The 23,600-nt window shown below is 41.9% G+C and carries 24 protein-coding genes; 13 read left to right on the forward strand and 11 right to left on the reverse strand.

What is annotated here, in order from left to right; translation table 11 throughout:
- Positions 1–40: 40 nt before the first annotated feature.
- Positions 41–331 (reverse strand): hypothetical protein, encoded by a 291-nt coding sequence (locus H2C83_RS13685; protein WP_181741713.1) that lies wholly within the window; start codon positions 329–331, stop codon positions 41–43.
- A gap of 373 nt (positions 332–704) precedes the next feature.
- Between H2C83_RS13685 and H2C83_RS13690 the strand changes: the two genes are divergently transcribed.
- Positions 705–914: a helix-turn-helix transcriptional regulator gene (locus H2C83_RS13690; RefSeq protein WP_181741716.1), complete on the forward strand. Its 210-nt coding sequence runs from the start codon at positions 705–707 to the stop codon at positions 912–914.
- 982 nt (positions 915–1,896) lie between these two features.
- A complete protein-coding gene (locus tag H2C83_RS13695) occupies positions 1,897–2,229 on the forward strand; it encodes a transcriptional regulator (RefSeq protein ID WP_312853928.1) in 333 nt (110 codons plus the stop codon).
- Between the two features lie 89 nt (positions 2,230–2,318).
- On the opposite strand, the gene H2C83_RS13700 is transcribed toward H2C83_RS13695, so the two are convergent.
- From H2C83_RS13700 to H2C83_RS13710, 3 genes are all read right to left on the reverse strand, one after another.
- A complete protein-coding gene (locus tag H2C83_RS13700) occupies positions 2,319–2,528 on the reverse strand; it encodes a hypothetical protein (RefSeq protein WP_181741718.1) in 210 nt (69 codons plus the stop codon).
- Positions 2,529–2,730: 202 nt separating this feature from the next.
- Positions 2,731–3,033 (reverse strand): hypothetical protein, encoded by a 303-nt coding sequence (locus H2C83_RS13705; protein WP_181741720.1) that lies wholly within the window; start codon positions 3,031–3,033, stop codon positions 2,731–2,733.
- 195 nt (positions 3,034–3,228) lie between these two features.
- A complete protein-coding gene (locus H2C83_RS13710) occupies positions 3,229–3,510 on the reverse strand; it encodes a hypothetical protein (RefSeq protein WP_181741721.1) in 282 nt (93 codons plus the stop codon).
- A gap of 473 nt (positions 3,511–3,983) precedes the next feature.
- On the opposite strand from H2C83_RS13710, the gene H2C83_RS13715 reads away from it, so the two are divergent.
- The gene (locus tag H2C83_RS13715) at positions 3,984–4,247 is read left to right on the forward strand and encodes an ATP-binding protein (RefSeq protein WP_312853929.1); all 264 of its coding nucleotides are present in this window, start codon (positions 3,984–3,986) and stop codon (positions 4,245–4,247) included.
- Between the two features lie 203 nt (positions 4,248–4,450).
- Here H2C83_RS13715 and H2C83_RS13720 read toward each other — a convergent pair whose 3' ends face one another.
- The 4 genes from H2C83_RS13720 to H2C83_RS13735 all read right to left on the reverse strand — a co-directional run bounded on the left by H2C83_RS13720 (position 4,451) and on the right by H2C83_RS13735 (position 8,343).
- Positions 4,451–5,032, reverse strand: a complete 582-nt coding sequence (locus H2C83_RS13720) for a GrpB family protein (RefSeq protein ID WP_181741786.1) — start codon at positions 5,030–5,032, stop codon at positions 4,451–4,453.
- 172 nt (positions 5,033–5,204) lie between these two features.
- On the reverse strand, positions 5,205–6,398 hold the full coding sequence (locus H2C83_RS13725; protein WP_181741725.1) for a CynX/NimT family MFS transporter: 1,194 nt from the start codon (positions 6,396–6,398) through the stop codon (positions 5,205–5,207).
- 140 nt (positions 6,399–6,538) lie between these two features.
- Positions 6,539–7,657 (reverse strand): sensor histidine kinase, encoded by a 1,119-nt coding sequence (locus H2C83_RS13730; RefSeq protein ID WP_181741727.1) that lies wholly within the window; start codon positions 7,655–7,657, stop codon positions 6,539–6,541.
- A complete protein-coding gene (locus tag H2C83_RS13735) occupies positions 7,654–8,343 on the reverse strand; it encodes a response regulator transcription factor (protein WP_181741729.1) in 690 nt (229 codons plus the stop codon). Before H2C83_RS13735 ends, H2C83_RS13730 begins: the two co-directional genes overlap by 4 nt.
- Before the next feature lie 134 nt (positions 8,344–8,477).
- Here H2C83_RS13735 and H2C83_RS13740 point away from each other — a divergent pair, with 134 nt between their 5' ends.
- From H2C83_RS13740 to H2C83_RS18615, 10 genes are all read left to right on the forward strand, one after another.
- Entirely contained in the window at positions 8,478–10,001 is a 1,524-nt protein-coding gene (locus H2C83_RS13740) for a multicopper oxidase family protein (RefSeq protein ID WP_181741731.1), read from the forward strand.
- A gap of 87 nt (positions 10,002–10,088) precedes the next feature.
- Positions 10,089–10,796, forward strand: coding sequence for a class I SAM-dependent methyltransferase (locus H2C83_RS13745; RefSeq protein WP_181741733.1), 708 nt, complete (start codon positions 10,089–10,091; stop codon positions 10,794–10,796).
- 18 nt (positions 10,797–10,814) lie between these two features.
- Positions 10,815–11,621 carry an iron-containing redox enzyme family protein gene (locus H2C83_RS13750; protein ID WP_181741735.1) on the forward strand — a complete coding sequence of 269 codons (807 nt, stop codon included), beginning with the start codon at positions 10,815–10,817 and terminating at the stop codon, positions 11,619–11,621.
- Positions 11,614–13,050, forward strand: coding sequence for a LeuA family protein (locus H2C83_RS13755; protein WP_181741737.1), 1,437 nt, complete (start codon positions 11,614–11,616; stop codon positions 13,048–13,050). The genes H2C83_RS13750 and H2C83_RS13755 overlap by 8 nt, the downstream gene beginning before the upstream one ends.
- Positions 13,051–13,178: 128 nt before the next feature.
- Positions 13,179–14,375, forward strand: coding sequence for an ATP-grasp domain-containing protein (locus H2C83_RS13760; RefSeq protein WP_181741739.1), 1,197 nt, complete (start codon positions 13,179–13,181; stop codon positions 14,373–14,375).
- Positions 14,376–14,390: 15 nt separating this feature from the next.
- Positions 14,391–16,082, forward strand: a complete 1,692-nt coding sequence (locus H2C83_RS13765) for an asparagine synthetase B family protein (RefSeq protein ID WP_181741740.1) — start codon at positions 14,391–14,393, stop codon at positions 16,080–16,082.
- Positions 16,079–17,281, forward strand: a complete 1,203-nt coding sequence (locus H2C83_RS13770) for an MFS transporter (RefSeq protein WP_181741742.1) — start codon at positions 16,079–16,081, stop codon at positions 17,279–17,281. Before H2C83_RS13765 ends, H2C83_RS13770 begins: the two co-directional genes overlap by 4 nt.
- Positions 17,282–17,323: 42 nt before the next feature.
- Positions 17,324–18,505 carry an ATP-grasp domain-containing protein gene (locus tag H2C83_RS13775; RefSeq protein ID WP_246333929.1) on the forward strand — a complete coding sequence of 394 codons (1,182 nt, stop codon included), beginning with the start codon at positions 17,324–17,326 and terminating at the stop codon, positions 18,503–18,505.
- A gap of 18 nt (positions 18,506–18,523) precedes the next feature.
- Positions 18,524–19,294 carry a class I SAM-dependent methyltransferase gene (locus H2C83_RS13780; RefSeq protein WP_181741746.1) on the forward strand — a complete coding sequence of 257 codons (771 nt, stop codon included), beginning with the start codon at positions 18,524–18,526 and terminating at the stop codon, positions 19,292–19,294.
- Between the two features lie 321 nt (positions 19,295–19,615).
- On the forward strand, positions 19,616–19,852 hold the full coding sequence (locus H2C83_RS18615; protein WP_181741788.1) for an integrase core domain-containing protein: 237 nt from the start codon (positions 19,616–19,618) through the stop codon (positions 19,850–19,852).
- A 665-nt stretch (positions 19,853–20,517) separates the two neighbouring features.
- On the opposite strand, the gene H2C83_RS13790 is transcribed toward H2C83_RS18615, so the two are convergent.
- The 3 genes from H2C83_RS13790 to H2C83_RS13800 all read right to left on the reverse strand — a co-directional run bounded on the left by H2C83_RS13790 (position 20,518) and on the right by H2C83_RS13800 (position 23,596).
- Positions 20,518–21,450, reverse strand: coding sequence for a hydrogenase small subunit (locus H2C83_RS13790; protein WP_181741748.1), 933 nt, complete (start codon positions 21,448–21,450; stop codon positions 20,518–20,520).
- 616 nt (positions 21,451–22,066) lie between these two features.
- Positions 22,067–23,185, reverse strand: a complete 1,119-nt coding sequence (locus tag H2C83_RS13795) for a sodium ion-translocating decarboxylase subunit beta (RefSeq protein WP_181741750.1) — start codon at positions 23,183–23,185, stop codon at positions 22,067–22,069.
- 24 nt (positions 23,186–23,209) lie between these two features.
- Positions 23,210–23,596, reverse strand: a complete 387-nt coding sequence (locus tag H2C83_RS13800; RefSeq protein ID WP_181741752.1) for a biotin/lipoyl-containing protein — start codon at positions 23,594–23,596, stop codon at positions 23,210–23,212.
- Positions 23,597–23,600 lie beyond the last annotated feature (4 nt).

The following is a 23,600-nucleotide window of genomic DNA, read 5'->3' on the forward strand; positions in this document are numbered from 1 at the left end:
TTAATTTATTGAGGGAGGGTAGAAGCACGGAAATTATAATTTATGCGCCGTATGTGTCAGCGGCTAGCAATGCAGCGATTGCCCAAGCTGGAAATGACCATCCCATAGTAGCCAAGATGCCAACAATTGCTGAAACAGTCGCAGCTCCAGCAAGAGCCGAAACCAACCAAGCGGGAGGATCGTATATGCCAAGTTCCGCCAAAACAGCGACCACATCACTGTTCGCATTTATTTCGGCACCGACTTGAGCAAAGCTGATTAGTAATACACCCAGAACTAGAACAGTCGCGATTGAGATTTTGAAAACGTGATTTTGTGTTAAAGTCAGCATAAATTAACCTCCTTACTTTTTTAATATGTTTCTATACTTTTTTAATATGCTTCTACCCTCTCTTTACACATTGACCTTATGCAAAAAATGTGAAATGAACTTCACAATTCTACACAAATATGGTATCATGATAAGTAATTAATGAATAAGGAGTGATAATACATGTTTAAAAAAAGTGACGAAATGGAAATGTTTATTACTAATCGAGCACTAAAGATACAGATGATTTTCTTTAATTTGGCCCTCCTGGTTTGGGTCTTATATGATGTATTTCAGGCAAGTAAACTAAACTTAGCTTTCTTGATTCTTGTGATTGGGAATATACTGTTTTTTGCTACTCAACTTATTTATCGAAAAAAAATGGTGAGTAATAATGATGAAAAATAATTTGCGTGAATACAGGAAAGCCCGCAAAATTACCCAGGAACAATTGGCACAAAAAGTAAATGTAAGCCGAAGAACTATTATTGCTATTGAAAAAGGTAACTACAATCCTTCTCTACTTCTTGCGCTCAGGATCTGCAAAGAATTAGATTGTCATGTTGAAAATGTTTTTATGTTAGAAGATAAGGAGGCACAATAATTAATATATCAGCTTGTCAAAAAAGTTTATTTAACAGAAAGGCAAGCTTTTTTTATCGAAACAATTTATACGGAAAATAGCGATGAGGGGTTTATCGTGTTATTTGAACATGGAAAAATGGCCAAAACAAACTTGAAAACATTATCTTTCCAGAAAAACACCCCAGAAAGACTAACATCAGTACACCTCTAATTCAAAAAGATTTTGCCTTACTTTCCCAATATAAAAACAGCCGAAACCATAACAAGTAAATCTATCACTATATTTGGCAGGATAGATAAAGAGGAACATGTTTGACACACATATCAGAATAAACAAATATGGAGAAGAGCATAACATATGTTGGACGGACGCTTTGCGGGATGTATTGCGTTCAGATATAGAAAAGGCTCTTTTTCTGTAAAGATTGCCTAATTAGTGATGGTTTCGCCATCACCTCGTCAACTTTTTAATCAGTCTGTTGCCCTCTTTTGGACATTAATTTCTGAAAGGGGGCTCTATATTTTTATATATATCATAATATCTACATCTAAATCATATGAATTATTAATAATTAGTTAAATATTATTAGAAAAAGACATTATTTTATTGTAAATTTGATAATGTAGTATCAACTGATGAAGCCTCAGTAAGAGTCTAAGTACCTTGGATTTCGGACTGTGGGAGTCTATCTATTCCGATTGGCGCAGCTATGGAAAATTTGGTGATAAAATGCCGGTCACTAAAAAACATGAGCCTCTTATCCAAAGAAAAGGATAAGAGGTTCTTTGTTTAATAAGGATTTTGAAGTGTTATGCCATGGACTTGCAACACCTTCTTCTCTCTGTTAGACAGAAAGAGATTGAAAAGCATTTTTTGCAGAATAATTGATTGAAAAAATTAAGCCGTCAGTCTTCAATCTTTTTGTTGTTTTAATTTGAGTACTTTGCAAAAAAAATTTTATGGTTTATAATGCAAACTAGTTAAAGATACATATTGGAGCGTGATCCAATTGATGCCTTTCAAGGAAATGGCCAGGTTAAACAAACTGATTCACGAACCGGCCCGCCTGGCAATTATGAGTGCCCTCAATGCCTGCACCATGGCTGAATTTCTGTTTTTGCAGGAATTGACCGGCCTTACCAAAGGAAATCTGTCTTCTCACCTGTCCAAATTGGAAAAAGCTGGCTATATTCTGATCAACAAACAATTCGTCCGTAAAAAAATTCCGCATACCACCATTCGTATTACAAATGAAGGCAAGGCTGCTCTACACAACTATTGGGAACAGCTGGACCGCATTCGTGAAGTGACAAAAAAGTGGCAGAAAGATTAGAAGTAGTTTCCCTCCTCCACACAAACTGCGGGGAATTTTGTTTATTGGCTCATTCAGTTTGCATCAACGCTTTCCGGCAAGACAAGTTGTTACTTTCTGATAAAGAGAGAAAAAACAGCAGTGATGAGATATAGTCCAAACGCAATCATATACAAGGTCCGAACGCCGGTGAGATCCGCAACGTAACCCATTACCAGGACCGACAACCCGAATGTGACAAACATAATGGTTGTTATGGCAGCAAGCACTTTTGGCAACGTTTTTTCCGCAATGTTTCTTAACTGGTTTGGAATCCCCATGGCAATAGACAGAACAAGCGGCCAGCCAGGGATTGGAAGAAAGGCCGAACAGGATAGTAACTATACTAAGAAATGAACACCCCAGAAACAGATTTAATACCACTCTTTTTTCTTTACTACGTGAAAAGATCCATACGCCCCCCCTCCCAATATGGCACCAATAAAATATCCGGAATTAATAAACCCCCACCACTCTTCTCCTTTATGCAAAATTTCTTTCACAAATACCAAACAAAATGCAACCGGTCCAGACTGCTTCCCCGATATTTGACACAAACTTCATCATTGAAATAATTCTCAGGTCTGAATCTTTCCATAGATATATCCAGCCGTCAGCCAGTTGTCTCCATTTGCCGGTTCCTGTTTCTTTCGTGTTTTGTGACAGGTCTTTCACAAAAAACAGGCTGAGAGTTGAGAAAACCATAAGAATGGTTCTACTATACCGGAGGTTGCTCAAAGGATACGTTTCTGTTTTCGTCATAATGGAAATACGTAATGCCAGCATTGGGGGTTCGGATTCCGATAGGTGAATTGGGTGGTTTCCGAACTGGACTGTACCCGGGTCAGGCGGTTTTCAACATCGTAGACGTTGGTTTTGATTTTGTCGTTTGTCAGTTTCCCGTTTTCGTCATAGGTATATGCTTGTCCGTTGATGGCCGTCAGTTGGTCGGTATCGTCGCAGTCAAAGGTGATTCATGTTTCATTTTAAAACTCTATTTCTTTTTTTGATGAAACGCCAGATCATTAAAACAACAGTCGCATCTAAAGCTCCTATAATATCCTTAACATAATAATCTTCCACTTTTTCATAGGGCGGATCTCCTAAACCCATTGCTTCTCGAATATAAGGATCCAATAACCATTCAATATATGGGCCTGAAATCAAGAGCACAAGTAAGAATATTAATGATAAACTTAGTATTATCAATTTAATAAAATTCCTTATCATAATTAACCTTCTTTCCCATGGTTGAATGTTCATCTCATCAGATAATTATCCAAAAACCGTGAAACCAAATGGAATATATAGTAAATACCCACAAAAATAAAAGAAATATTATGAGGGCGTTCAAAAAACCAAAAAAAATAATTTTATGTACGCAGCTGCATTATATGTTAAAAAAAGCAAACAGATCAAAAACAGCAACTATCGAGAAAAGTATGCCCCACATGCGATCAGAGCAGCCTATGCTTGACGACCACTCCCTAAATTCACTTTCTCAGCTATATCTAACAGTCCAAGTCGTTACGGTATCCCTGGAAGAGATAGGATCTGGATCATACCTGTATGCGCTGTGAACCGACCATAGGAATCGTACGCATAATCAGTGTTACCGCCGGCATATAATTGACCCAGAATCGCCGAAAAAGAATTGACCCACTCCCGTCGAATAATCCCCTTCGAATAAAAAGGCCATTTTCTTCGGAGGGAGATCTATGCCAGGGAGTGGGACTGTGATTAAATTACACAAATTGAAGGCGACTGGCAAGAGTATTCGGGCGATTTCCAAGGGGATGTCCGTCTATTTCGTAAGCCTGACGCATCTCATTGAGGATCTCCGTAAAGCCTACGAGGAAAACCGATTGGACAAGCGTCTGCGAGTCTATATGAGACCACGGATCCTGCGGGATTGGTTAATTCTGTCGCTGTCAACAAAAAGGCTGAGGAAAAATGAATTGGACAAGGTTATACATCAAGATATTAGGTTAACCACTTGATTCCAATTGTTTGTGATGCAACTAAATAAAGATAATTCCTGGCTGGAAACATCAAATGTGGAAAGCCCTCTCCATTTACCGGAGAGAGCTTTTTTACGCATCTAAACTAAAATCCTCTTCCCCATCATCACCATATCCTGCTCAACTCCATCCAAGAACCCGTACTTGCAGTGCTGTGGTTTATCAGGGGACTATCCAGTTTGCTACTCGCTTTCGCTCGCCCGGTTCATGATTTCCTGGATAATCGAGGTTTTGGCATCCGCATAGTGTTGTACGTGCCGCCACACACGCTGAGCGAGGCTGCGCTTGGCACACGCATACTTGTCCCGATCCGTGTCGTTGGCTCGCAACCAATCGCGGAAGCGCAACATTCTGTCAATCTCAGGTGTACCTGCGCTGAATACGTGCAGATTGATATCGGTATCAGGCCCTTTGAAGAGTCGGTGCTCAAACCACTCAGGTTCCCGGACCCTCAGCATATATCCACCGGCTTCCAATGCCGGGACATAGGATAGTTCATCGGCAGAGTCCGCCACAACCAGCAACATATCGATAATTGGTTTGGCACGCAAACCCGGCACCGATGTCGAGCCAACGTGCTCCACCTGCAGTGCTTTGCCGCCAAGTATGGAACGAACCCGGTCAGCCTCCCGCTCGAACAGTTCAGGCCAGTGCGGGTCGTACTCAACGAGGGTAATGGGCGCGTTATGTGGTTTTCGCTCACCCACTGTGATCTTCTGAAGATCTTCATCGCTCACAGGCATAGAGTTGGAATCATTCCGCATTGATGGCAATTGGATCGACCTCCTTGTTACCTTTTTTAAAAAATACGAAGCAACATTGAAAAGGTTCCGTCAGGCCTTGATTATATCACTAAACCCAACTTGAAAATAAATGACAACGAAATAAAAAATGCCAAGCCCTGGCTGCAAGCATAATTGTGATTGCCAAATCCCCTCATTTTTTGGAAGAAAGCACATATCCTTTGCGACCGGCCCCAATCCCCGCAAATGTCATGAGGATTGTTACCAGTAACAGGAGGACGAGTGATGAGCTCCACGAATGCGTCCAATCAAAGAGAAAGCCGAGTAAAATCGGACCAATTGCGGCAAGCACATATCCAACAGATTGGGACATACCGGAAAGATTTGCTGCTTCTCCAGCATTGGCTGTTCTCATTCCCAAAAGCAAAAGAGCCAGACTGATGCTTGCTCCCTGGGCAATACCGTTCAGTGCAATGCTGATGATCAGAATAGGCGTTTCACTAGCAAACAAGCCCAAAATCCCGGCTAATTGAATGATGCCGATAATGATGGCGATCCCCTTTTGGTGCGGGAGCCGGTTCGCCAGGACAGGCGTGATAAAAGTTGTCGGCAAACTGATAAATTGCATAATTGAAACCAGCCAGCCTGCCAATCCTTCATTTATTCCATGGCTTTGCAAAATCGCTGGAAGCCAGGCAACCGTACAGTAAAACAGAAAAGATTGCAACCCCATAAAAAACGTCACTTGCCAGGCCAATGGCGAACGCCACAGCGAACCTTGTCCTGTTACAGTCGGCACTGGCTGAACAGAGGATCTTTTGTTATGCCTCTTTAACTGGGGAAGCCAAATAAATATGGCGGATATAGCAAACAAAACCCAAAACGCCAGTGAACTTTTCCATCCCAGATGCAGCTCCTCGGCCAGCGGAATGCTCACCCCTGATCCAACAGCCGCAAAAGTAGCCATGGAAGTAGTGTAAATACTTGTCATCAGCCCAACCTTTTCAGGAAACTTTTCCTTTACAATAACGGGCAGCAAAACATTTCCGATCGCAATACCAATTCCGACCAATGATGTCCCAAAAAAAGCCCCGAGAATCGTTCCGGTTGAGCGAATAAGAATTCCGCTTGCCAGAATAATCAATCCCGCAAATATGGTTAATTCATTTCCCCACTTCCGGGATAATTGCGGTGCTGCCAATGACAATAACGCAAAAGCAATTAGTGGAAGTGTTGTAAGGAATCCGGCCGTTCCGTTGGATATATCGAGGTCTGCACGAATCCACCCGATCAATGGACCGACCGAAGTGATTGCGGGACGCAAATTAAATGCAACAAAAACAATTCCCAAAACCAAAAGGATCCTTCTCTTCATTTGATTATTCATTAATGGATAACTCCTTCAAGACATAAACCCAAGTGAAAGACATTCATATATTTGTTCAGGTCACGGGAAAATCATTTCTCAAGCCTGCTCATTAAAAAGATCAAATGTTGACCAATTTATATTGTCAGTAACCCGGATTTTTAATCTGCATCATAATTCTTTCTTTTTATCGATTTTCGGGTAAAAAGGGAAAAGTCCGAAACCGTTGTCCCTTCCCCCTCCCTGCTTTCAATCCAAAGTTTTCCTTCATGGGCTTCCACCAGTTTTTTTACGATCGTCAGGCCAATTCCGCTTCCACCCAAATCCCGGCTCCGCGATTTGTCCACTCTGTAAAACCGTTCAAACACCTTGGGCAAATCGGATAACGGAATTCCCGCCCCATTATCTGAAACCACAAGCATGCCGCCCGTCGTCTCTTCCTTTACCTCCACTGCAACCTTGCCGCCGGAATTGGTAAATTTAAGCGAATTGGAAAGGAGGTTCATCAAAATCTGCATCACCCGCTTGCGATCCACGTTTACCCTGACGGCATCATCCACCTTAACCTCAAGATCAATACCTTTTTGTACATATGCGGCCTGGATCGTACGGACACCCTGCCGAACGATTTCCGCCAAATCCTCTTCTTTCCTGTTCAGGGTAAAGCCGGGCGACTCTACATGGGTCAATTGCTCCAGGTCTTTGACAAGATGGGTTAACCGCTCAATCTCTTCATAACAGGAATGGAGCCGTTCTGGTGTCGGTATCCAGATGCCGTCCTGGAAAGCCGCCAAATGGCTTCTCAGGGTAGCTAGTGGTGTCCGTAACTCATGAGCGATATCCGAGGTCAGATTTTTCCGCAAAGACTCCTGTTTTTCCAGTTCTTCCGTCAAGTGATTCAGCGCTTGGCCCAGATCGGACAATTCATCTTCTCCCTGGACAGACACCCGTGTTTTTAAACAACCTTTCGTTATTTGCTCTGCGACCTGGCGCATTTCAATCAAAGGGGCGGTAATCCGTTTGGTGACATAAAGACTGACCAAAACAGCCAGAACCATGGCTCCGAATGCAGTTAACAGGGTGGACTGGATCATCGCCTGCTGAAAATGGTAATCCAGATGGGCCGCACGGGGATCAATTCCCGGCAATTGCTTGTGATAAAGCGTCAGGTGATAATCGGTGGCCAAGATAAAAAAGAGGCTGGCAATAAACACCGTCCCGGACGCAATCCCGATACATGCGAGAGCAAGACGCATACGCAGTCCCTTGAATTTTTTCATCGCCTATCACCGCCAAACCGGTAGCCAAATCCGTATACGGTAAGGATATAAACCGGACAGGAGGGATCCGCTTCAATTTTATGGCGCAGATTTTTAATATGCTGATCAATGGTTCGCATCTCACCCGGGTAATCATACCCAAAAACTTTTTCAATCAGTTCTTCTCTGGCAAAAGAGCGGCCGGGATGCCGCGCCAATACCAACAGCAACTTATATTCAACGGGGGTTAAGTTCGCGTCTTTCTCTTTTTTGAACACCTTGCGTTTCACTGCATCGATTATCAGATCACCATTTTGAAAAGAAATACGGTCCGCAAGCAAGTCATTTCCCGAACGACGGAGAATAACTTTCACCCGGGCTACCACTTCACGGGGACTGAATGGTTTCACCACATAATCGTCGGCCCCGATTGCCAGTCCGGTGATCCGGTCTTCTTCCGCTGCTTTCGCAGTAAGCATAAGAATGGGAACCGGAGAAATTTGATGGACCTGCTGGCATACCTCTTCTCCCGACAGGTCGGGAAGCATCAGATCAAGGATTATTAAATCGATCGGAAAATGGAGGATCATTTCCACAGCTTGTTTTCCATTAGCAGCTTCTTTTGTTTGGAATCCTTCGCTGTGCAAATAGGATGCAATCACATCTCTGATTTTTTCTTCATCATCTACAATGAGTATCGATTTCACTGTCATTCACCTCTTTCCCGAGCAAATGAAAAACTACAGATATTGTACACTATTTTCAGCTTCTGCTCACTTCACAAGATCTTCATAACCTCCCGGTAAAATATGAATTTGTGAATGCAAAAGATGGGAGGACGATGATGAAAAGAAGACGTTTAGGGAATCTGATCGGGCTTCTTGTAATGGTTGCCCTTATTGCAACAGCTTGCAGCAACCCTGAGACTGGCAATCAAAAGGCGGACAAGGCGGAAACTGCCGGCGAGAACCTGGGCCAGCCGCAAATTTCCAAAGACAGTCAGGGCCGTACCGTCAAAGATTTTACGGTTGTTGCCAAAGAATCCAAGTGGCAGATAGCGCCCGGTTTTAACGTAGATGCCTTGACCTATGACGGAACGGTACCTGGAAAAACAATTCAGATAACACAAGGCGACCGGGTAAGGATGAAGTTGTTAAATCAAATGAAAGAACCTGTCTCTATCCATTGGCATGGTTATCCGGTGCCTAATTCCATGGATGGAGTTCCGGGAGTAACACAAGATGCAGTGGCACCGGGAAAAAGTTTTACCTATGATTTCATGGCAACTGTCCCGGGCACCTACTTTTACCACTCGCACCACAACAGCGCTGATCAGGTGGATCGCGGGCTTTACGGAGCTTTTATTGTCCTGCCCAAACAGGAGAGCTACCAATATGATCGCGATTACGTGCTGATGCTGGATGAATCGATGAATTGCGGAAACATGGATCACGGTAATATAAATCATTCCAACATGAACCATGAAAACCATCATGCAAATTTGAATATGGATCACGACACCATGATGAAAAATATGTATAACGTCTATACGGTAAACGGAAAATCCGGTTCCCTCATCAAACCCTTAAAAGTAAAAAAAGGAGAACGAGTCCGTCTCCGTTTTATCAATGCCGGATATTTGTCTCACCATATCCATCTCCAAAATCAGGAGGTTCAGGTGATCGCCAGTGACGGGAACGAAATAAAAAATGCACCAACCATCAAGGATCAACTCAATGCCATTGGCCCCGGTGAAAGATATGATATTCATTTTGTAGCTGAAGAAAGCTTTGCCATTGATCTGCATGACGGTACATCTGCAGCCAAAAATGTTTTGGTTCCAGTACAAGTGGAAGGAAGCAAAGAATCAGCATTAAAACCGGATCAGGCACAACTGCCAACTTTGGATTTGACCAATTACAGCAAAGATTCAGAGAAGAACTTGGATCATTTCCAGTCTACTTTCACTCTTCACCTGAATTCAAGCATAGTAAACGGAAGCCAGGTGTACACAATTAACGGCAAAACCTGGTCCAACACGGATCCCCTTCCGGTCAAAAAGGGAGAAAAAGTAAAAATCAAGCTCGTTAACGAAGGAAAATCGGATCATCCGATGCACCTTCATGGTCATACCTTCCAGCTTCTGACCAAAAACGGTAAACCTGTTTCAGGAATGATCAACAAAGATACCCTGGTAGTAAAACCCGGAGAAACTTACGAAATCGGTTTTGTTGCCGATAATCCCGGAATCTGGATGTACCACTGCCATGAACTCCATCACGCCACTACAGGAATGATGACCAGTATGAATTACGAGAATTACAAATCAACATATCAAACCAATCTGAATAATGCTCACGAATAAAGAGAACAATCTCCCAGACTCCTGGGGGATTGTTTCGATAAAGTGTGAGGAAGCGAATATCAGGACTGAAACTTCTTTAATGCATCATTGGGATTAAAATTTTGGAAATTGGGACGAAAGAGTGCCAAGCCAAGCATAGAGACTCTCAGATGGTACACCAAGGGAATTCTCCCAGGTGATCATTGCCTGGTAATTGGAGGAACTTCCATCAGTATTATCCGTGAAGCTGAAAAAAAGGTCGGTAATGTGGTGGTTGCAGATTTTTCCGAGGTAATCTGCCGAGAATTAAAACAATATGTTTCAAATAATGTGACTGTTATAAATAGTGATATTCTTCAGGCGCCGGCAGATTGGAACAATCGGTTTCATTTTGTCTTTGCCGATACATTGATCAATCGGTTCGATTGGGAAGAAGCAAAACAGTTCAGCAAGGAGATTTTCCGGATTTTGCGGCCAGGGGGTCAAATCAGGACAACTGTCAAAATCGGGTTGTACCCAATGGATAAGAAATTAATTGAGATTGCAGGAGAAGAAGCAAAAACTTTTTGGGATGAGAAATCACAAACAATAGTTTTTAGTAAGGCTGAAAAATGGCTGGAACGAGGATTGGTTGCTCATGGATCTATTTCCAAGAAGGATCTTCTAGTTTGGTATACAAATCGGGGTAGAGAAAAGCGTTATTCATTAGATGACCTGAAGATCCTGTTTGATCATACCGGTTGGATTAATTTTCATACAGAAAAAGATTATCTCTCAAAGGACCGTGTGAGATTAGTTGTTACAAAACAGGGTTGATCAGTAGGAGGGGATAAAATGACTTTTTCTACTAACAACGAATGGACCAAATATTTGTCCGAGTTTGACTGGAATCGCACAGAACCTTATGATCCAAAGGAACTTTTGAGCATGATGTACAAAGTTGTTGAAAATGGATTTTACGGAACGAATCATCCATTAGCAATTTCTTGGCTGGCTGGTGAGTTAAGCAAGGAAGAACTACAATTTATGGGGATTCAAGAATATTGGTATTTTCGTTGTACTGTTTGGTGGAATGCAGGTAAAGTGCTTCATTGTCCGGATTTGGAAGATCAGCGTCTTCTACTCGGACCACTGGCAGAGGAAGCCGGTATCGGAGATGAACCACATGAAAAACAGTTCATTCGTTATCTGCAAGGAATTGGAGTAGATATGGAAACAGTTTTCAGTACTGGAGTTTTACCTCAAACAATTACCTGTGTTGATGAATTTTATAATCTTAACTCCTACGGAAAATTAGTCGAAAGCTTGGCTGCCAATAACCTCGTTGCGGAAATTATGAGACCCAAACAATATCCTTTGGTGTTGGAGTCTTACCGAAAGAATTATACATGGGTTCCTGATGATGCGTTGGTCTTTTTTCGAACGCATTCTGAAGCGGATATTGAACATGCTGAAATAGGAGAAAAGCTTTTCTTGAAATATGCAAAAAGCATGGAGGCACAGCAATTAGCCTGGTCAGCTTTGACACGAAGCCTTGCGGCACGCTGGTGCTTATATGATGGGATCCTTCAATATATTAAGAAAAAAAACTCCCCTTTATTACCGCTATGGAGAGCGTTCCCGGTGATAGGAGATGTTTAAAATCAAAGAAGATTTATCTGCATTGGAAATAGTCGATTGTACCTTAAGAGAAGGCGAACAACAGTCGGGAGTCAGATTTTCGGCGGAAGATAAAATTTATCTCCTTCATCAATTGGAAGAATTCGGGATTCAAATTGTTGAAGTTGGGCACCCTGGAATATCTCCTGAAGATGAAGAAATTTGCTCTAGGGTAATAAAAGCTGCTCGTTCCGCCAAAACCCTTGCCCACTCAAGAGCTACCGTAGAAGAGGTGCAGGCTGCTGCCAGAGTAGGTGCTGATTGGGTAGGGATATGGGGATCGGTTAATCCAATATCGTTAAAAACAAAATGGACCAATAAGTCACTCGATGATATTTGTCGATTGATTTACCAGGCTATCTCTGAAGCTAAACGTTTAGGGTTACGAGTTCGTTTAACTTTAGAAGATGCTTCCCGATCTGATTGGACTGTGTTAAACCAAACTGCCAGGATCGCAATCGAAGCTGGTGCAGACCGTATCAGTTTGGCGGATACAGTTGGGATATGGGAGCCGACTTCCTGTCATCAGTTGGTGTCAAGAGCAGTAACTGAATGGAAACATCCGGTAGAAGTTCACTGCCATAATGATTTTGGACTAGCGTTGGCCAATACACTTGCTGCTGTGGATGCTGGAGCTCAAGCTGTTGATGTATCGATTTTGGGGATTGGGGAACGTGTAGGAATTACGGATCTTCTTCAGCTAGCTGTAGTATTGGAGGAAAGTAGAGGGGAGCAACGTTTCCATTTGCAAAAAATTTCTTCTCTCGCCGATGCAGTAAAGAATGCAACAGGCTATAATCCTGATGAATTGCGCCCTGTAATAGGGAAAAATGCTTTTACTCATACATCAAAATATCATCGGAATGCTGTAATAAAAAATCCAGTTTCTTATGAACCTTTCCCTCCTAAAAAAGTAGGAAGAAAGAGAAAAATCATCAACAACCGCCCGCCTTTAAGAGAGCCTCGATTGCCTGTCAAACTTAAGATAAGTTGTCCATTTAAAAAGGAATCATCAGAGTTGAAATATCATCGGGATGGACCCGGTGATCGCTGGGTGTTGATCGATCATCGAGTGGATAAACGCGCGTCTTTCTATATGATGCGTCGGACAATAGATAAAGGAATGAAACCTCATTCGTTTGGAAAACATGTTGACACCCACACGCATCATTGCGATAGCACACTGATCTTTATGGGGAATGAACCCGATGGAAGTGGTTTAACCTGTATGGTTTATCTCAATGGAGAAGAAAAAGTCGTGCATAGTCCGGCAACTATTTTTATTCCGGCCAAGGCAGAACATACCTATTCCTATGTTTCCGGAACGGGCGATATATATAATATCGTTCTTGCTCCAAACTATAATGAAAGTTTATATGAAAAGACGGAGATCCCAGTTATTTTCCCATGAAAACAATCATATTAATGGGCTTTGAAAAAGATAAGAGTTTATTAATCATCGCCGTATCCTTTGTAAAGGTATACGGCTCCTTTTGAGTCAATATGCTTTTCGCATACACACCTTAAAGGAGGATAAGAATGAAAACCTTACTACTAGTAAAATCAGGATGGCCTCTTCCCTTGAGATTGCCGGCTTATAGACATTTTTTCCGAAAAGGTTGGGAGGTAGCAGTCGTAGATAGTTTGTTAAACCAATCCCTTCAGATTGCAGACATTTCTATCTGTGCCGAGTTGAATGATCCCGACGAAGTATATTTCGCTGTAATGAAAAAGATTAAGAGAAAACCGGATGCTATTTTAACTATGAATGATTCAGGGTTGGTTTTGGCAGCAACATTAGCAAAACGGATAGGACTTCCGTTTTTAGAAATAGAAAAGGCCAAAAACGTTATTCAAAAGACGAAGCAACGGGAAGCATTTAAACAATCCGGAATGCCGACTCCTTGTTGGAAAAAGGTTCACAGCTCTGAAGAAGTTGTGAAAATGTTAAAGGAATGGGGAGAGCTTGTGATCAAACCCGTTGATCGCTCTGCGGGTGCAGCAGTGAAATGGTTGAAGAACGAAATCGATGCTGATAGATACTTTCAGGAAGCTTTAAACGAATCACCTACTAAACGGGTGATGATTGAAGAGTTCTTAGAGGGGCCAGAAATCAGTGTAGAAATGGTGTTTGCCGATGGTCAATATCACGTAGTTTGTATTATCGACAAGACTGTGACATCAGGACCATACTTCATTGAACTGGGGCATACTGTTCCCTCAAACCATCCATTAGACTACTTGGAAAAAGCAGGAGAAGCAGCACTTATGGCTTGCCAGGCGCTTGGGCTTAATTGGGGAATATGCCATATCGAGATAAAATTGACAGAGCAGGGGCCTGTTGTGGTTGAAGTAAATCCACGTGTTCCAGGTGGATGCATTCCCGAATTAATTAACCGGGCTCTTGGAATCAATTTGTATGATTTGGCGTTGCGACAGGCTACCGGAGAAATGTTAACTCTGGAAGATCTTCAACCGATCCGTAGAAAAGGGGCAGCCATTCGATATCTTCTCAGTCCTGGAGGCATATTTATAGGTGCATCCTCTCCTTGGACGTCTCAACCGCCACATGGCTTGGTAGAGTTGTCTGTTCTTGTTGAACCAGGATCCAATCTTCCTATTCCGTCATCCAATGCAGGCAGGATTGCTTATGCCATTGCGGAAAGGCAGACTGCAAAAGAAGCTGAAGTTTTGGCGGAAGAGGCAATCAGAAGCATTGTTGTACAAACTAAATGATAGGAGGATACCAACATGTGTGGCATTGCTGGTGAATATTGTCTGGAAGCTCCTACTGATACTGTTTATCGGATTCTTCAAATGCAGAAACATCGGGGACCAGATACTTTAGGATTGTTGCAGTTCGACTCCATTGCAATCGGAGCCAACCGTCTTTCTATTTCGGGGTCAAACTTTGCTCCTTCCCCAATGATGGCGGAACATTCAGATATTATTCTCGCGTATAACGGTGAAATTTATGGATTATCAATTAAGGAAAATCAATCGGATACCGGGTGGCTATTAAGATATTTAGAAAATAATCCCCTCTCTGTCCCTGATCTTAATGGGATGTTTTCAATGTGCTGGGTAGACGTTAAGAAAAAAAAGCTTGCCGTTGCACGTGATTTTTTTGGAATCAAGCCGCTTTATATATGGAAGAGTCCACAAAGGTTCCAATTTTCTTCTGAAATATTCCCTTTGGTTCGTGTCAATGAATTGCATCCGGTGTTGGATGAACTGGCTTGTTTGGAATATATCGGTCTGGGAACACGAGTCGGTTCCGATACACTATTTTCCAACATTGAACGTTTGGAACCGGGAAATATTTTATACGTAGAGCAAAAGAAAAATGAGTTGCATTATAAGTTAAGATGTCCACAGAAACATCGGTTATATAGGGATACAATCAAAAAAGATCTTTTGCAAGCTATTAAAGAATCTGTTCTCCTGTGTGCGGATACAAATCGTCCTCTTGGAGTTTTTTTGAGTAGCGGTGTTGATTCAATGGCAATTGTTTACATCCTGGCTGAAGCGGGAATTGACAATCTCCATACTTTTAGCCTAATTCTGGACAATGATGGTATTGAAAATTTGGAACAATTATCTCTTCCAGGTTTAGCGTGGAGAAAATGGAAACACACACCGATCACTGTAACAGATGCAGATGTTTGGGACTTATTTCACCGTTTTCTTGATATAACTTCTCAACCTTGTTTTCCACCTAGTGCTGCTTACACACTCTTGCTTTCCAAAGTCGCAGCGGAAAATGGAGTAAAAGTTGTTTTGAGCGGAGAAGGATCAGATGAACTTTTTGGAGGGTATGATTCTTACATCTCCTTTCTCCGGACAGACAATCCCGACCCGTGCAATTTCTATCTCAACAACTCTGTTTTTCGGACGGCACTCAATCTGTTTACAGACTCTGGAGAATATTATATTGAGATGCTTCGACGAAAAATGTCTTCTGTTTATGAAGGTAAAAAACCACTGAGTATGCAATTGCTAGCCCTTGAAAGGAAACTAAGTCTTCAACCGCTATTGGAACGAATTGATCATGCCAGTATGTATTTTTCAATAGAAGTTCGAACGCCGTTTCTTCATGGAGATGTTCCAATTATTGCTTGGAATGTTCTGGGAGAATTCGATCCGGCACTGGGAACCAAACCATATCTTCGCAGAGCTTTGCGTCCACTTCTTCATGATTGGGCAAATGTACCAAAGCGTCCTCTCCGCATTTCTCTCGACAGTTGGTTCCAAGGGGAACGGCTTCGATCGGCCGTTGATTATATTATTTCAGACCCATATTTGACAATTGTTAATAAGAAAAAGTGGGAGCAGTTTGTAAATCGGTTGTTGAACCATCCAAATACTTCAGAGTTGATGGTAGCAATCAGAATGTATCAATTGCTTTCTTACCTTAATCGGATAAAAGGAGATTCAAAATGAAGATAAAATTGCTCCCATTTATTTGGAAGGGCAATTTGGTTCCGCTTTATTTAATTGTTTTAATTTTCATTACAGCCATCGGAACTTACTTTGTCATTCCTTTTTTAGCTATTTATTTGACCCGTTCCATCCATATCTCCCCATCACTTATTGGAATATTGTTTTCGATTAACTGGGTGGTTAGCCGTGGTTTAATGGTATTTACAGGGATTCTGTCAGATAAATACGGAGCAAAAAAGTTCGTCATTCTGGGACTTGCTTTAATTGGCACATCTTACGCGGGTTATACTATGGCAAAAGATTACATACTGTTAATCATAGTTTTTGTGATTAGTGGAATAGGGATTGCATTGTTCCAACCAGCAAGCAAAAGCTTATTGGCTGTATTCACTCTTCCAGAATCGCGCATGGCCATATTTGCCTGGAGAAATACAGGGTTTAATTCTGGGGTTGCCCTTGGATCATGGTTAGGCGCTTTTTTAGCCAATTATTTTTCAATAAATAAATTGTTTCTGGTTGCTGCTGGAATTTACTTGATGATGATTATTCTATCCATATTTCTGATTCCTCCGGAAAAAGTGTCCTTTTCCCAAAGTGTTTCGTTTTTTAAAAATTTACGTATCACTTTTCAACACCGAGAACTTATGATCTTGACTATCAGTTCTGTGGGATTCTGGGCGTTGTTCACCCAGCTGAACGTGACTGTCCCACTTGCCGTTCACGATTTGAAAATGGATATGTGGATATCCTGGGTATTTGGGATCAATGCAGTACTGACCATTCTATTGCAAATTCCTTTAAACCATATAGCAAAACAGCTTGGTTTAAGTCCTCAACAACAAATGTTTTATGGCCTGTTATTGATGGGAATGAGTTTTTTGTTAATCGCTCTTTTGCAGTTAGGTTTAGTCTTCCTGTTATTGTTCACGATCTGTTTTACCATTGGCGAGATTTTGGTGGCGCCGCATTTTGATACAATTGCGAGTTTGCTTGCTGATAAACAAAATGTCGGCACTTTTCTTGGTGTATCCTCTATTGGCTGGGCAATCGGAGGAGGATTGGGAGGAATTGTCGGCGGTTCTTTATTGGATTTTGGAAGGAATATTGGAATTAACCAATTGATATGGATTGTTTGTATGATTACAGCGATCATTTCAAGTATTCTCTTTGCCAAACAACCGATCGTGAAAACAAAATAAAGAATAATGGGAATTATCTCGATAAAGGTGGTTATTCCTTTGATGAAACGAAAAAAAATTATTCTAATCGGAAGTTATACTCACCATTTGGAACGGGCAGTAATGCAGGGATATGATGTGATTTTTATTCAACAGAAAAACAAAATAACTCCTAAAGATTTAGAGTTGGCCAAAGAAGTTTATGCAATAGATTTTCAAAACCCTGACTCGCTTTTGGAACTTGGTAGTTATTTTAAAAAAGCCCACTTAATTGAAGGGGTTTTTTCGTTCACTGAAAACGGCCTGATACCAGCTGCAATACTGGCTGAAAACTTGGGGGTTGAATCAAATTCGTTGAATACGGTTCATCTCTTGAAAAACAAATTGGAAATGAGAAAGCATCTAAGTGAGAAAGGAATTGCTGGGGTAAGTTGCCGGGAAGGAAAACAGTTGGAAGACGTATTCTCGTTCGCGAATGCTTATGGTTATCCCCTTGTGGTAAAGCCGATAGAAGGAACTGGAAGTCAAGGAATCCTGTTACTGAAATCCAATGAAGAAGTTTTTACGAATTTGCCAACATGGCTTTATGAAAATGGCGTTCCATTTTTAATTGAAGAATTTATCGATGGCCCTGAATTTAGCGTGGAAACGTTCAGCATCAACGGGCAGCATCAAGTTATCGCAATTACGCAAAAGGAGGTGCAGGAGAATTTTGTGGAAATCGCCCATTCTGTACCTGCCATTATCAATAAAGAACAAAAGCAACTAATTTCAAATACCGTACATGCTTTTCTAGATACGGTAGGACTCCGCCATGGGCCAAGCCACACAGAAGTAAAGTGGACTCGCAAAGGTCCAAAAATCATTGAATCCCATAATCGGCCAGGAGGAGATAGAATTACGGATCTAGTATGTATGGTTTACGGAATTGATTTGATTGCCTGGACTCTGGATCCAGGGGGCGGAAACAAGTTTATCAGGTATCCATCTACTGCCAGAGGAGCAGCAATTCGATTTTTGGCGTTGCCACCCGGAACTGTTCAATCCATGAATCCTCCAGATATTCTTAAACACGTTCCGTTTGTAGTAAAGTATCAGGTCAACATCAGACCAGGCGATCGTATTGGCGCAATCAAAAAGTCTTCAGATAGGCAGGGGTTCGTGATGACAATCGGTGAGTCTTCTCAAACTGCCTTGGAAGCATGCGATCGTGCTATTCAATTGCTGGACATCTGTATAAAGTGAGACAAGGAGTGAAAAAAGGTGCAAGTTGATTTTGGCAGAACTGTAGATGATTACTTAAAATATCGTGCTGAGTATCCCAGTCGATTGTTTGATCGATTAAAAGAAAAAGGAATAGGAGTAGCTGGCCAAAAAATTTTAGACACAGGGGCGGGTACGGGTTATCTTGCGCGCCCCATGGCAATGCAAGGAGCACATGTTACCGCATTGGATCCATCTTTGGATATGTTGAAGGCTTCGAAAAAAGTTGATGAAAAGTTTGGTGTGTCTATTAGTTATGTTCAGGGGGTTGCTGAGCAACTTCCGTTTAAGGACAGTTCTTTTCAAGTTGTGACGGCTGGGCAATGCTGGCATTGGTTTCAGGGAGAAAAAGCCGCTTTAGAAATTTTCAGGGTTCTTGAGTCAGAGGGCAAAATAGTCATTGTCCATTTTGATTGGTTACCAATATCGGGAAATATAGTTTATGCTACGGAAGAACTAATTCTCCATTTTAATCCTGAGTGGAAAGGAGGAGGAGGAATCGGGATTTATCCTCATAGGTTGCTGGATTTGGCAAAGGCGGGCTTTCGGAACTTGGAGACCTTTTCATTTGATACAGATATAGTATATTCTCACGAAAGCTGGAGAGGGCGCATTCGTGCCAGCGCAGGTGTCGGAGCAAGTATGTCTTCTGATAAAGTAGTTGAATTCGATTTAAAATTAAAAACCATGTTGGAAGATTCCTTTCCGGAACCCTTGAAAATTCCACATAGAGTTTTTACGGTGATTGGAACAAAATTAAATGATTTGTAGACTTCCCGTCCCTCCTTTTTGGAATAGACGTCGTGATGAACTCAACCAATTAGAGGTAAGTTCGTGACAAGTCCAAAAACGGCACAAAAATTGAAAGATGGCGGGGATTACTATATAAGACATGTGTAACCTCCGCAGACTACAAGCAAATCCCGATTCGGGGTTGATTTATGGATATCAACCTAAAAAGAAATCATGAAAAAAGCCGGAGGTTTTCCCACTCCGGCCTCTTTGTTGCCCCAATTATCTAAAAACTGGAACTTCCAACGTTTCTTCCTGATTCCGGATAGGGTCTCCTTTTTCAAATAGTAATTTCTCCATATTAACTGGAGAAAATATTTTAGAAGATCGTATCCATACACTGATGCTTACATTGAACGTTGGTTTCGTACGCTAAAAGAGGAAACGGTTTGGCTCCAGGAATATAAATCGTTCCAGGAAACCAAACAGGACATTGATCATTACATAGCCTTTTACAATGATGAAAGGCCTCACTCTGCGCCTGGATATCTGTCACCGCAAGAATTTCGCCAAACTGTAACTTCAAAGGTTGAATAATTGTCTGGACATATGGGGTTCATTAAGAATGATATTCCCTATCACTTTCTGTAGACAATTATAACATTTTATCTACCATTCGCATAAAATGGGTTTCAACTCTGCTTAATCACAACGTTACAAAATATTGATTTTGTAACGGTATAAGCGTGGTTTTAGGAACAAAAATACCCTTGATTTTTCCATTTTTCCTTGATTCTGGTTTTCGAAGATTTAAAAATTACCGGATTTCGATCTTGCAAGTTCACAATCATTTCTTTATGTTGGCACCAGCTGCCCGATCAGCGTTCATCGATTAAACTGCAATCATTTTTACTGTTTGCTTTATCATTCTGTTTTTGGATAAAAACAAATAATCTGAAATCAACGCCAAATAAATGAGCTTCTCATTTCGTCTGTAAGGGCTTTTTATTTTTTTCAGGACCAATAAGTCTCGTTTGATTAAAATGCGCTGAGATCGCCTGTAAGACCCCTATAAAGCGAATCGGGAATGTATGTTCGTTTCTGGTACATCGATGACTCAGTTTCGTTACCACTGTTGTCATTAATTAATTAATTATTTCATAAATTCCGATAAATCCTATTGTTCCTTGTTCCAAATATTTTTTGTTCATTTACAAATAAACAGGCAATCTCGTGATACCGAGATTGCCTGCAAAAAGTCTTTATCTTACGCCTGCTTTCACTTTTACTTTCCGATAACATAACGGCCCTTTGTCCCAGAAATTCTTTTCGGAACATCCAATACAGGATGAACCTGCACTGATGGGTGAACACGACATACTATTCCAGCCCAAACTCTCACAGGTATTAAATGTGGAAGGCCCCTTGCACCCTAACTTGAACAGACAATAACCTTTCAAATCCCCTTCATCGCCATAGGATTCGGCAAACAATCCCTGATCAAAATATGGTTTTCGATGACAAACCTGATGGACGGTCTGCTTGTAAAACATTTTCGGCCGTCCCTTTCTGTCAATTTCAGGCGCGGTATCATAAATTAACAGGTGCAGTAATGTGCCGACCATTACTTCTGCAATTGGCGGACATCCCGGAACCAGGACAACAGGTACATCCGGAACCAGTTCTGCAATGGAAACCGATTCTGTGGGATTGGGTGATGCAGCAGGAAGTCCTCCCCACGCTGAACAACTCCCAAAAGCGATAACAGCCTTTGCACCTTTGGCTGCCGCAATAATTTCTTCCCTGACCGATCTTCCGCCAATGATCAGGTATTCATCTTTTAAAGGAATAGCCCCTTCAACAATCAATATATATTCGCCTTTATGTTTTTCAAGAATTGATTCCTTGTTCTGTTCAATTTGATATCCAGACGCAGCCGAAAGCAATTCGTTGTATTCCAGCGTGATCAAATTCAGCAACAGTTTTTCAACATTGGCATCACGCAGGAAGGACTCTGTACACCCTGTACAATCCAGTGCATTCATCCAAACAACAGGGGTTCGCTGCTTCTTTAACGCTTTGCGAATGTGTTCCTTATCAAAACCATACAGATCCGACCAGATTTCCAGGCAAGTTTCCATATCCGGATCCAATTCAGTCTCAAAATCTAATGTTCTGTTTTCAACGATACTCATAATGTACTACCTCCAAATCTTGGTGAATACTGGTTTCTTCTGCCCTTCTTGACAAACCGGCATAGTCAGTTGAAGGCTTTATTTATTGCACAGGCATAATTGTGCTGCTTTTCAAGAGCAGATATTTTTGTATTTATTGGCTTGTTTTTTCAGATTTAAACTGGCGGTGTTTTGTTTATGCTGAAACCTTGACGAAATCGAATTTCAACCTCCCTGTTAAAAAGCTGCTTCCCGTTGCTTTTTTGCAGCATTGTTTTTAACTGTATTTTTTGCTATATGTGATTTTTCAAACAAACAAATACACCCTTTTATTTTAGTTTAACAAAAAAATGCTCTTGATTTGTGATTTATTGAACAAATAAGTTTATATTTTGTGAACAGTATTCGTTTGTTTATTTATAAAATTTAATAAAATAGAAATTGGAATCAGGAATATTTCAATGAATTATTAATAATAAAAGAGCACCTCTTTCAGCCGGATCCCTTTTACCAATAAAGAGGTAAAGGTTTGGCTTAAGAGGTGCAATCATCCAGTTTCAGATAGATTTTTCAAATAGTGGGATCTTCTGAGTCCAGGAGCTTATATCCAACTTTCTTGATGGCTTCCTTGTTTTTATCAGGTTAACAAGGCAATCATAACCCCGGCTGCAGTAGCGGTGCCGATGACTCCTGCAACATTTGGTCCCATGGCGTGCATAAGCAGGAAATTGGAAGGATTCTCCTCTTGCCCCATTTTCTGAACCACCCTTGCCGCCATAGGCACTGCGGAAACTCCTGCTGCCCCAATCATAGGATTTACTTTGCCGCCGCTGAGCCAATACATCACTTTGCCCAACAGCACCCCGCCAACTGCTCCAAAGAAGAAGGCGACGGCTCCCAGGATAATGATTTCGATGGTTTGTACAGTCAGGAAACTGGCTGCATCCATGGTAGCGCCAACTGACAGGGCCAGTAAAATGGTGACAATATTGATCAGCTCGTTGGCAGCCGTTTTGGAAAGCCGTTCTACCACACCGCATTCACGCATCAAATTCCCCAGCATGAGCATACCAATCAGGGGAGCCAGAGGCGGAAGAAGCAGAACGATAACGATCGTACAAACGATAGGGAAAATAATTTTCTCCCGTTTGGAAACCGGGCGGAGCTGGGCCATCACTGTCTGTCTCTCTTTTTTGGTTGTAAGCAGGCGGATCGCTGGAGGCAGGATAATCGGAACCAGGGACATATAGGTATAGGCGGCAACAGCAATTGCCCCAAGCAAATGGGGAGCCATCTTCATCGTCAAATAAATGGCAGTCGGCCCGTCAGCACCACCGATAATACCGATGGCTCCCGCTTCCTGAATACTGAAGCCCAACATTCCGGCACCAATGAGGGCAACAAAAACCCCAAACTGTGCAGCCGCTCCCAGCAAGATCGTTTTCGGATTGGCCAGAAGCGGGCCGAAATCCGTCATTGCTCCTACTCCAAGGAAAATCAGGGGCGGGAATATTTCATGTTCAACACCATAGAAAAAGTAGCGCAACAAGCCGTGCTCACCCATAATGCCTGTTACCGGCAAATTGGCCAGAATGGCTCCGAAGGCGATCGGCAATAAAAGCAAGGGTTCAAACCCTTTTTTAATGGCAAGGTACATCAGGACAAGACCGACCAGAATCATGATAATATTACCGATGGTTAAATGCATAAAACCGGTTGTATTCAGGAGTTCATGCAAGTTTTCTGTAATTCCCATCGTCAACCCTCTTTCTTTGCATCATTAGGCCATGGCTATCAAAGGGTCATTGGTACTTACCGATTGGCCGGCAGCTGTATAGATTTTGTCAATAACCCCGTCTTTGGGAGCTACAATCTCGTTTTCCATTTTCATGGCTTCCAGAACCATTAACACTTGTCCAGCCTTAACCTGTTCACCTTCTTTTACCTTTACACTTAAAATATTACCTGGCATGGGTGCGTAAATGCCGTTTGAATTACCGTTGGTTGCTGGTTTTGATGGAGCAACTTCCTGTTTTGGTGCGGCAGACGCAGTCACTGGTGATGCTGGATTTACCGCTGTTTTTACTGGAGCGGCAGCGTCTGCCGTGATCTCTTCAACCTCTACCTCAAAAAACTGACCATCTACATTAACCCGAAAGCGTCTCAATTTG

The sequence above is a fragment of the Thermoactinomyces mirandus genome, from assembly GCF_013868055.1.
GTDB classification, from domain to species: Bacteria; Bacillota; Bacilli; order Thermoactinomycetales; family Thermoactinomycetaceae; genus Thermoactinomyces; species Thermoactinomyces mirandus.

What these genes read in the sequence shown, in the direction of transcription:
- H2C83_RS13795 (WP_181741750.1), bottom strand. Translation starts at nt 23,185, where the DNA reads ATGGGAATTACAGAAAACTTGCATGAACTCCTGAATACAACCGGTTTT.
- H2C83_RS13720 (WP_181741786.1), bottom strand. Translation starts at nt 5,032, where the DNA reads ATGCGGAATGATTCCAACTCTATGCCTGTGAGCGATGAAGATCTTCAG.
- H2C83_RS13765 (WP_181741740.1), top strand. Translation starts at nt 14,391, where the DNA reads ATGTGTGGCATTGCTGGTGAATATTGTCTGGAAGCTCCTACTGATACT.
- H2C83_RS13705 (WP_181741720.1), bottom strand. Translation starts at nt 3,033, where the DNA reads ATGCTGGCATTACGTATTTCCATTATGACGAAAACAGAAACGTATCCT.
- H2C83_RS13755 (WP_181741737.1), top strand. Translation starts at nt 11,614, where the DNA reads ATGTTTAAAATCAAAGAAGATTTATCTGCATTGGAAATAGTCGATTGT.
- H2C83_RS13690 (WP_181741716.1), top strand. Translation starts at nt 705, where the DNA reads ATGATGAAAAATAATTTGCGTGAATACAGGAAAGCCCGCAAAATTACC.
- H2C83_RS13750 (WP_181741735.1), top strand. Translation starts at nt 10,815, where the DNA reads ATGACTTTTTCTACTAACAACGAATGGACCAAATATTTGTCCGAGTTT.
- H2C83_RS13760 (WP_181741739.1), top strand. Translation starts at nt 13,179, where the DNA reads ATGAAAACCTTACTACTAGTAAAATCAGGATGGCCTCTTCCCTTGAGA.
- H2C83_RS13685 (WP_181741713.1), bottom strand. Translation starts at nt 331, where the DNA reads ATGCTGACTTTAACACAAAATCACGTTTTCAAAATCTCAATCGCGACT.
- H2C83_RS13740 (WP_181741731.1), top strand. Translation starts at nt 8,478, where the DNA reads ATGATGAAAAGAAGACGTTTAGGGAATCTGATCGGGCTTCTTGTAATG.
- H2C83_RS13710 (WP_181741721.1), bottom strand. Translation starts at nt 3,510, where the DNA reads ATGAACATTCAACCATGGGAAAGAAGGTTAATTATGATAAGGAATTTT.
- H2C83_RS13725 (WP_181741725.1), bottom strand. Translation starts at nt 6,398, where the DNA reads ATGAATAATCAAATGAAGAGAAGGATCCTTTTGGTTTTGGGAATTGTT.
- H2C83_RS13730 (WP_181741727.1), bottom strand. Translation starts at nt 7,657, where the DNA reads ATGAAAAAATTCAAGGGACTGCGTATGCGTCTTGCTCTCGCATGTATC.
- H2C83_RS13700 (WP_181741718.1), bottom strand. Translation starts at nt 2,528, where the DNA reads ATGGGGATTCCAAACCAGTTAAGAAACATTGCGGAAAAAACGTTGCCA.
- H2C83_RS13775 (WP_246333929.1), top strand. Translation starts at nt 17,324, where the DNA reads ATGAAACGAAAAAAAATTATTCTAATCGGAAGTTATACTCACCATTTG.
- H2C83_RS13770 (WP_181741742.1), top strand. Translation starts at nt 16,079, where the DNA reads ATGAAGATAAAATTGCTCCCATTTATTTGGAAGGGCAATTTGGTTCCG.
- H2C83_RS13790 (WP_181741748.1), bottom strand. Translation starts at nt 21,450, where the DNA reads ATGAGTATCGTTGAAAACAGAACATTAGATTTTGAGACTGAATTGGAT.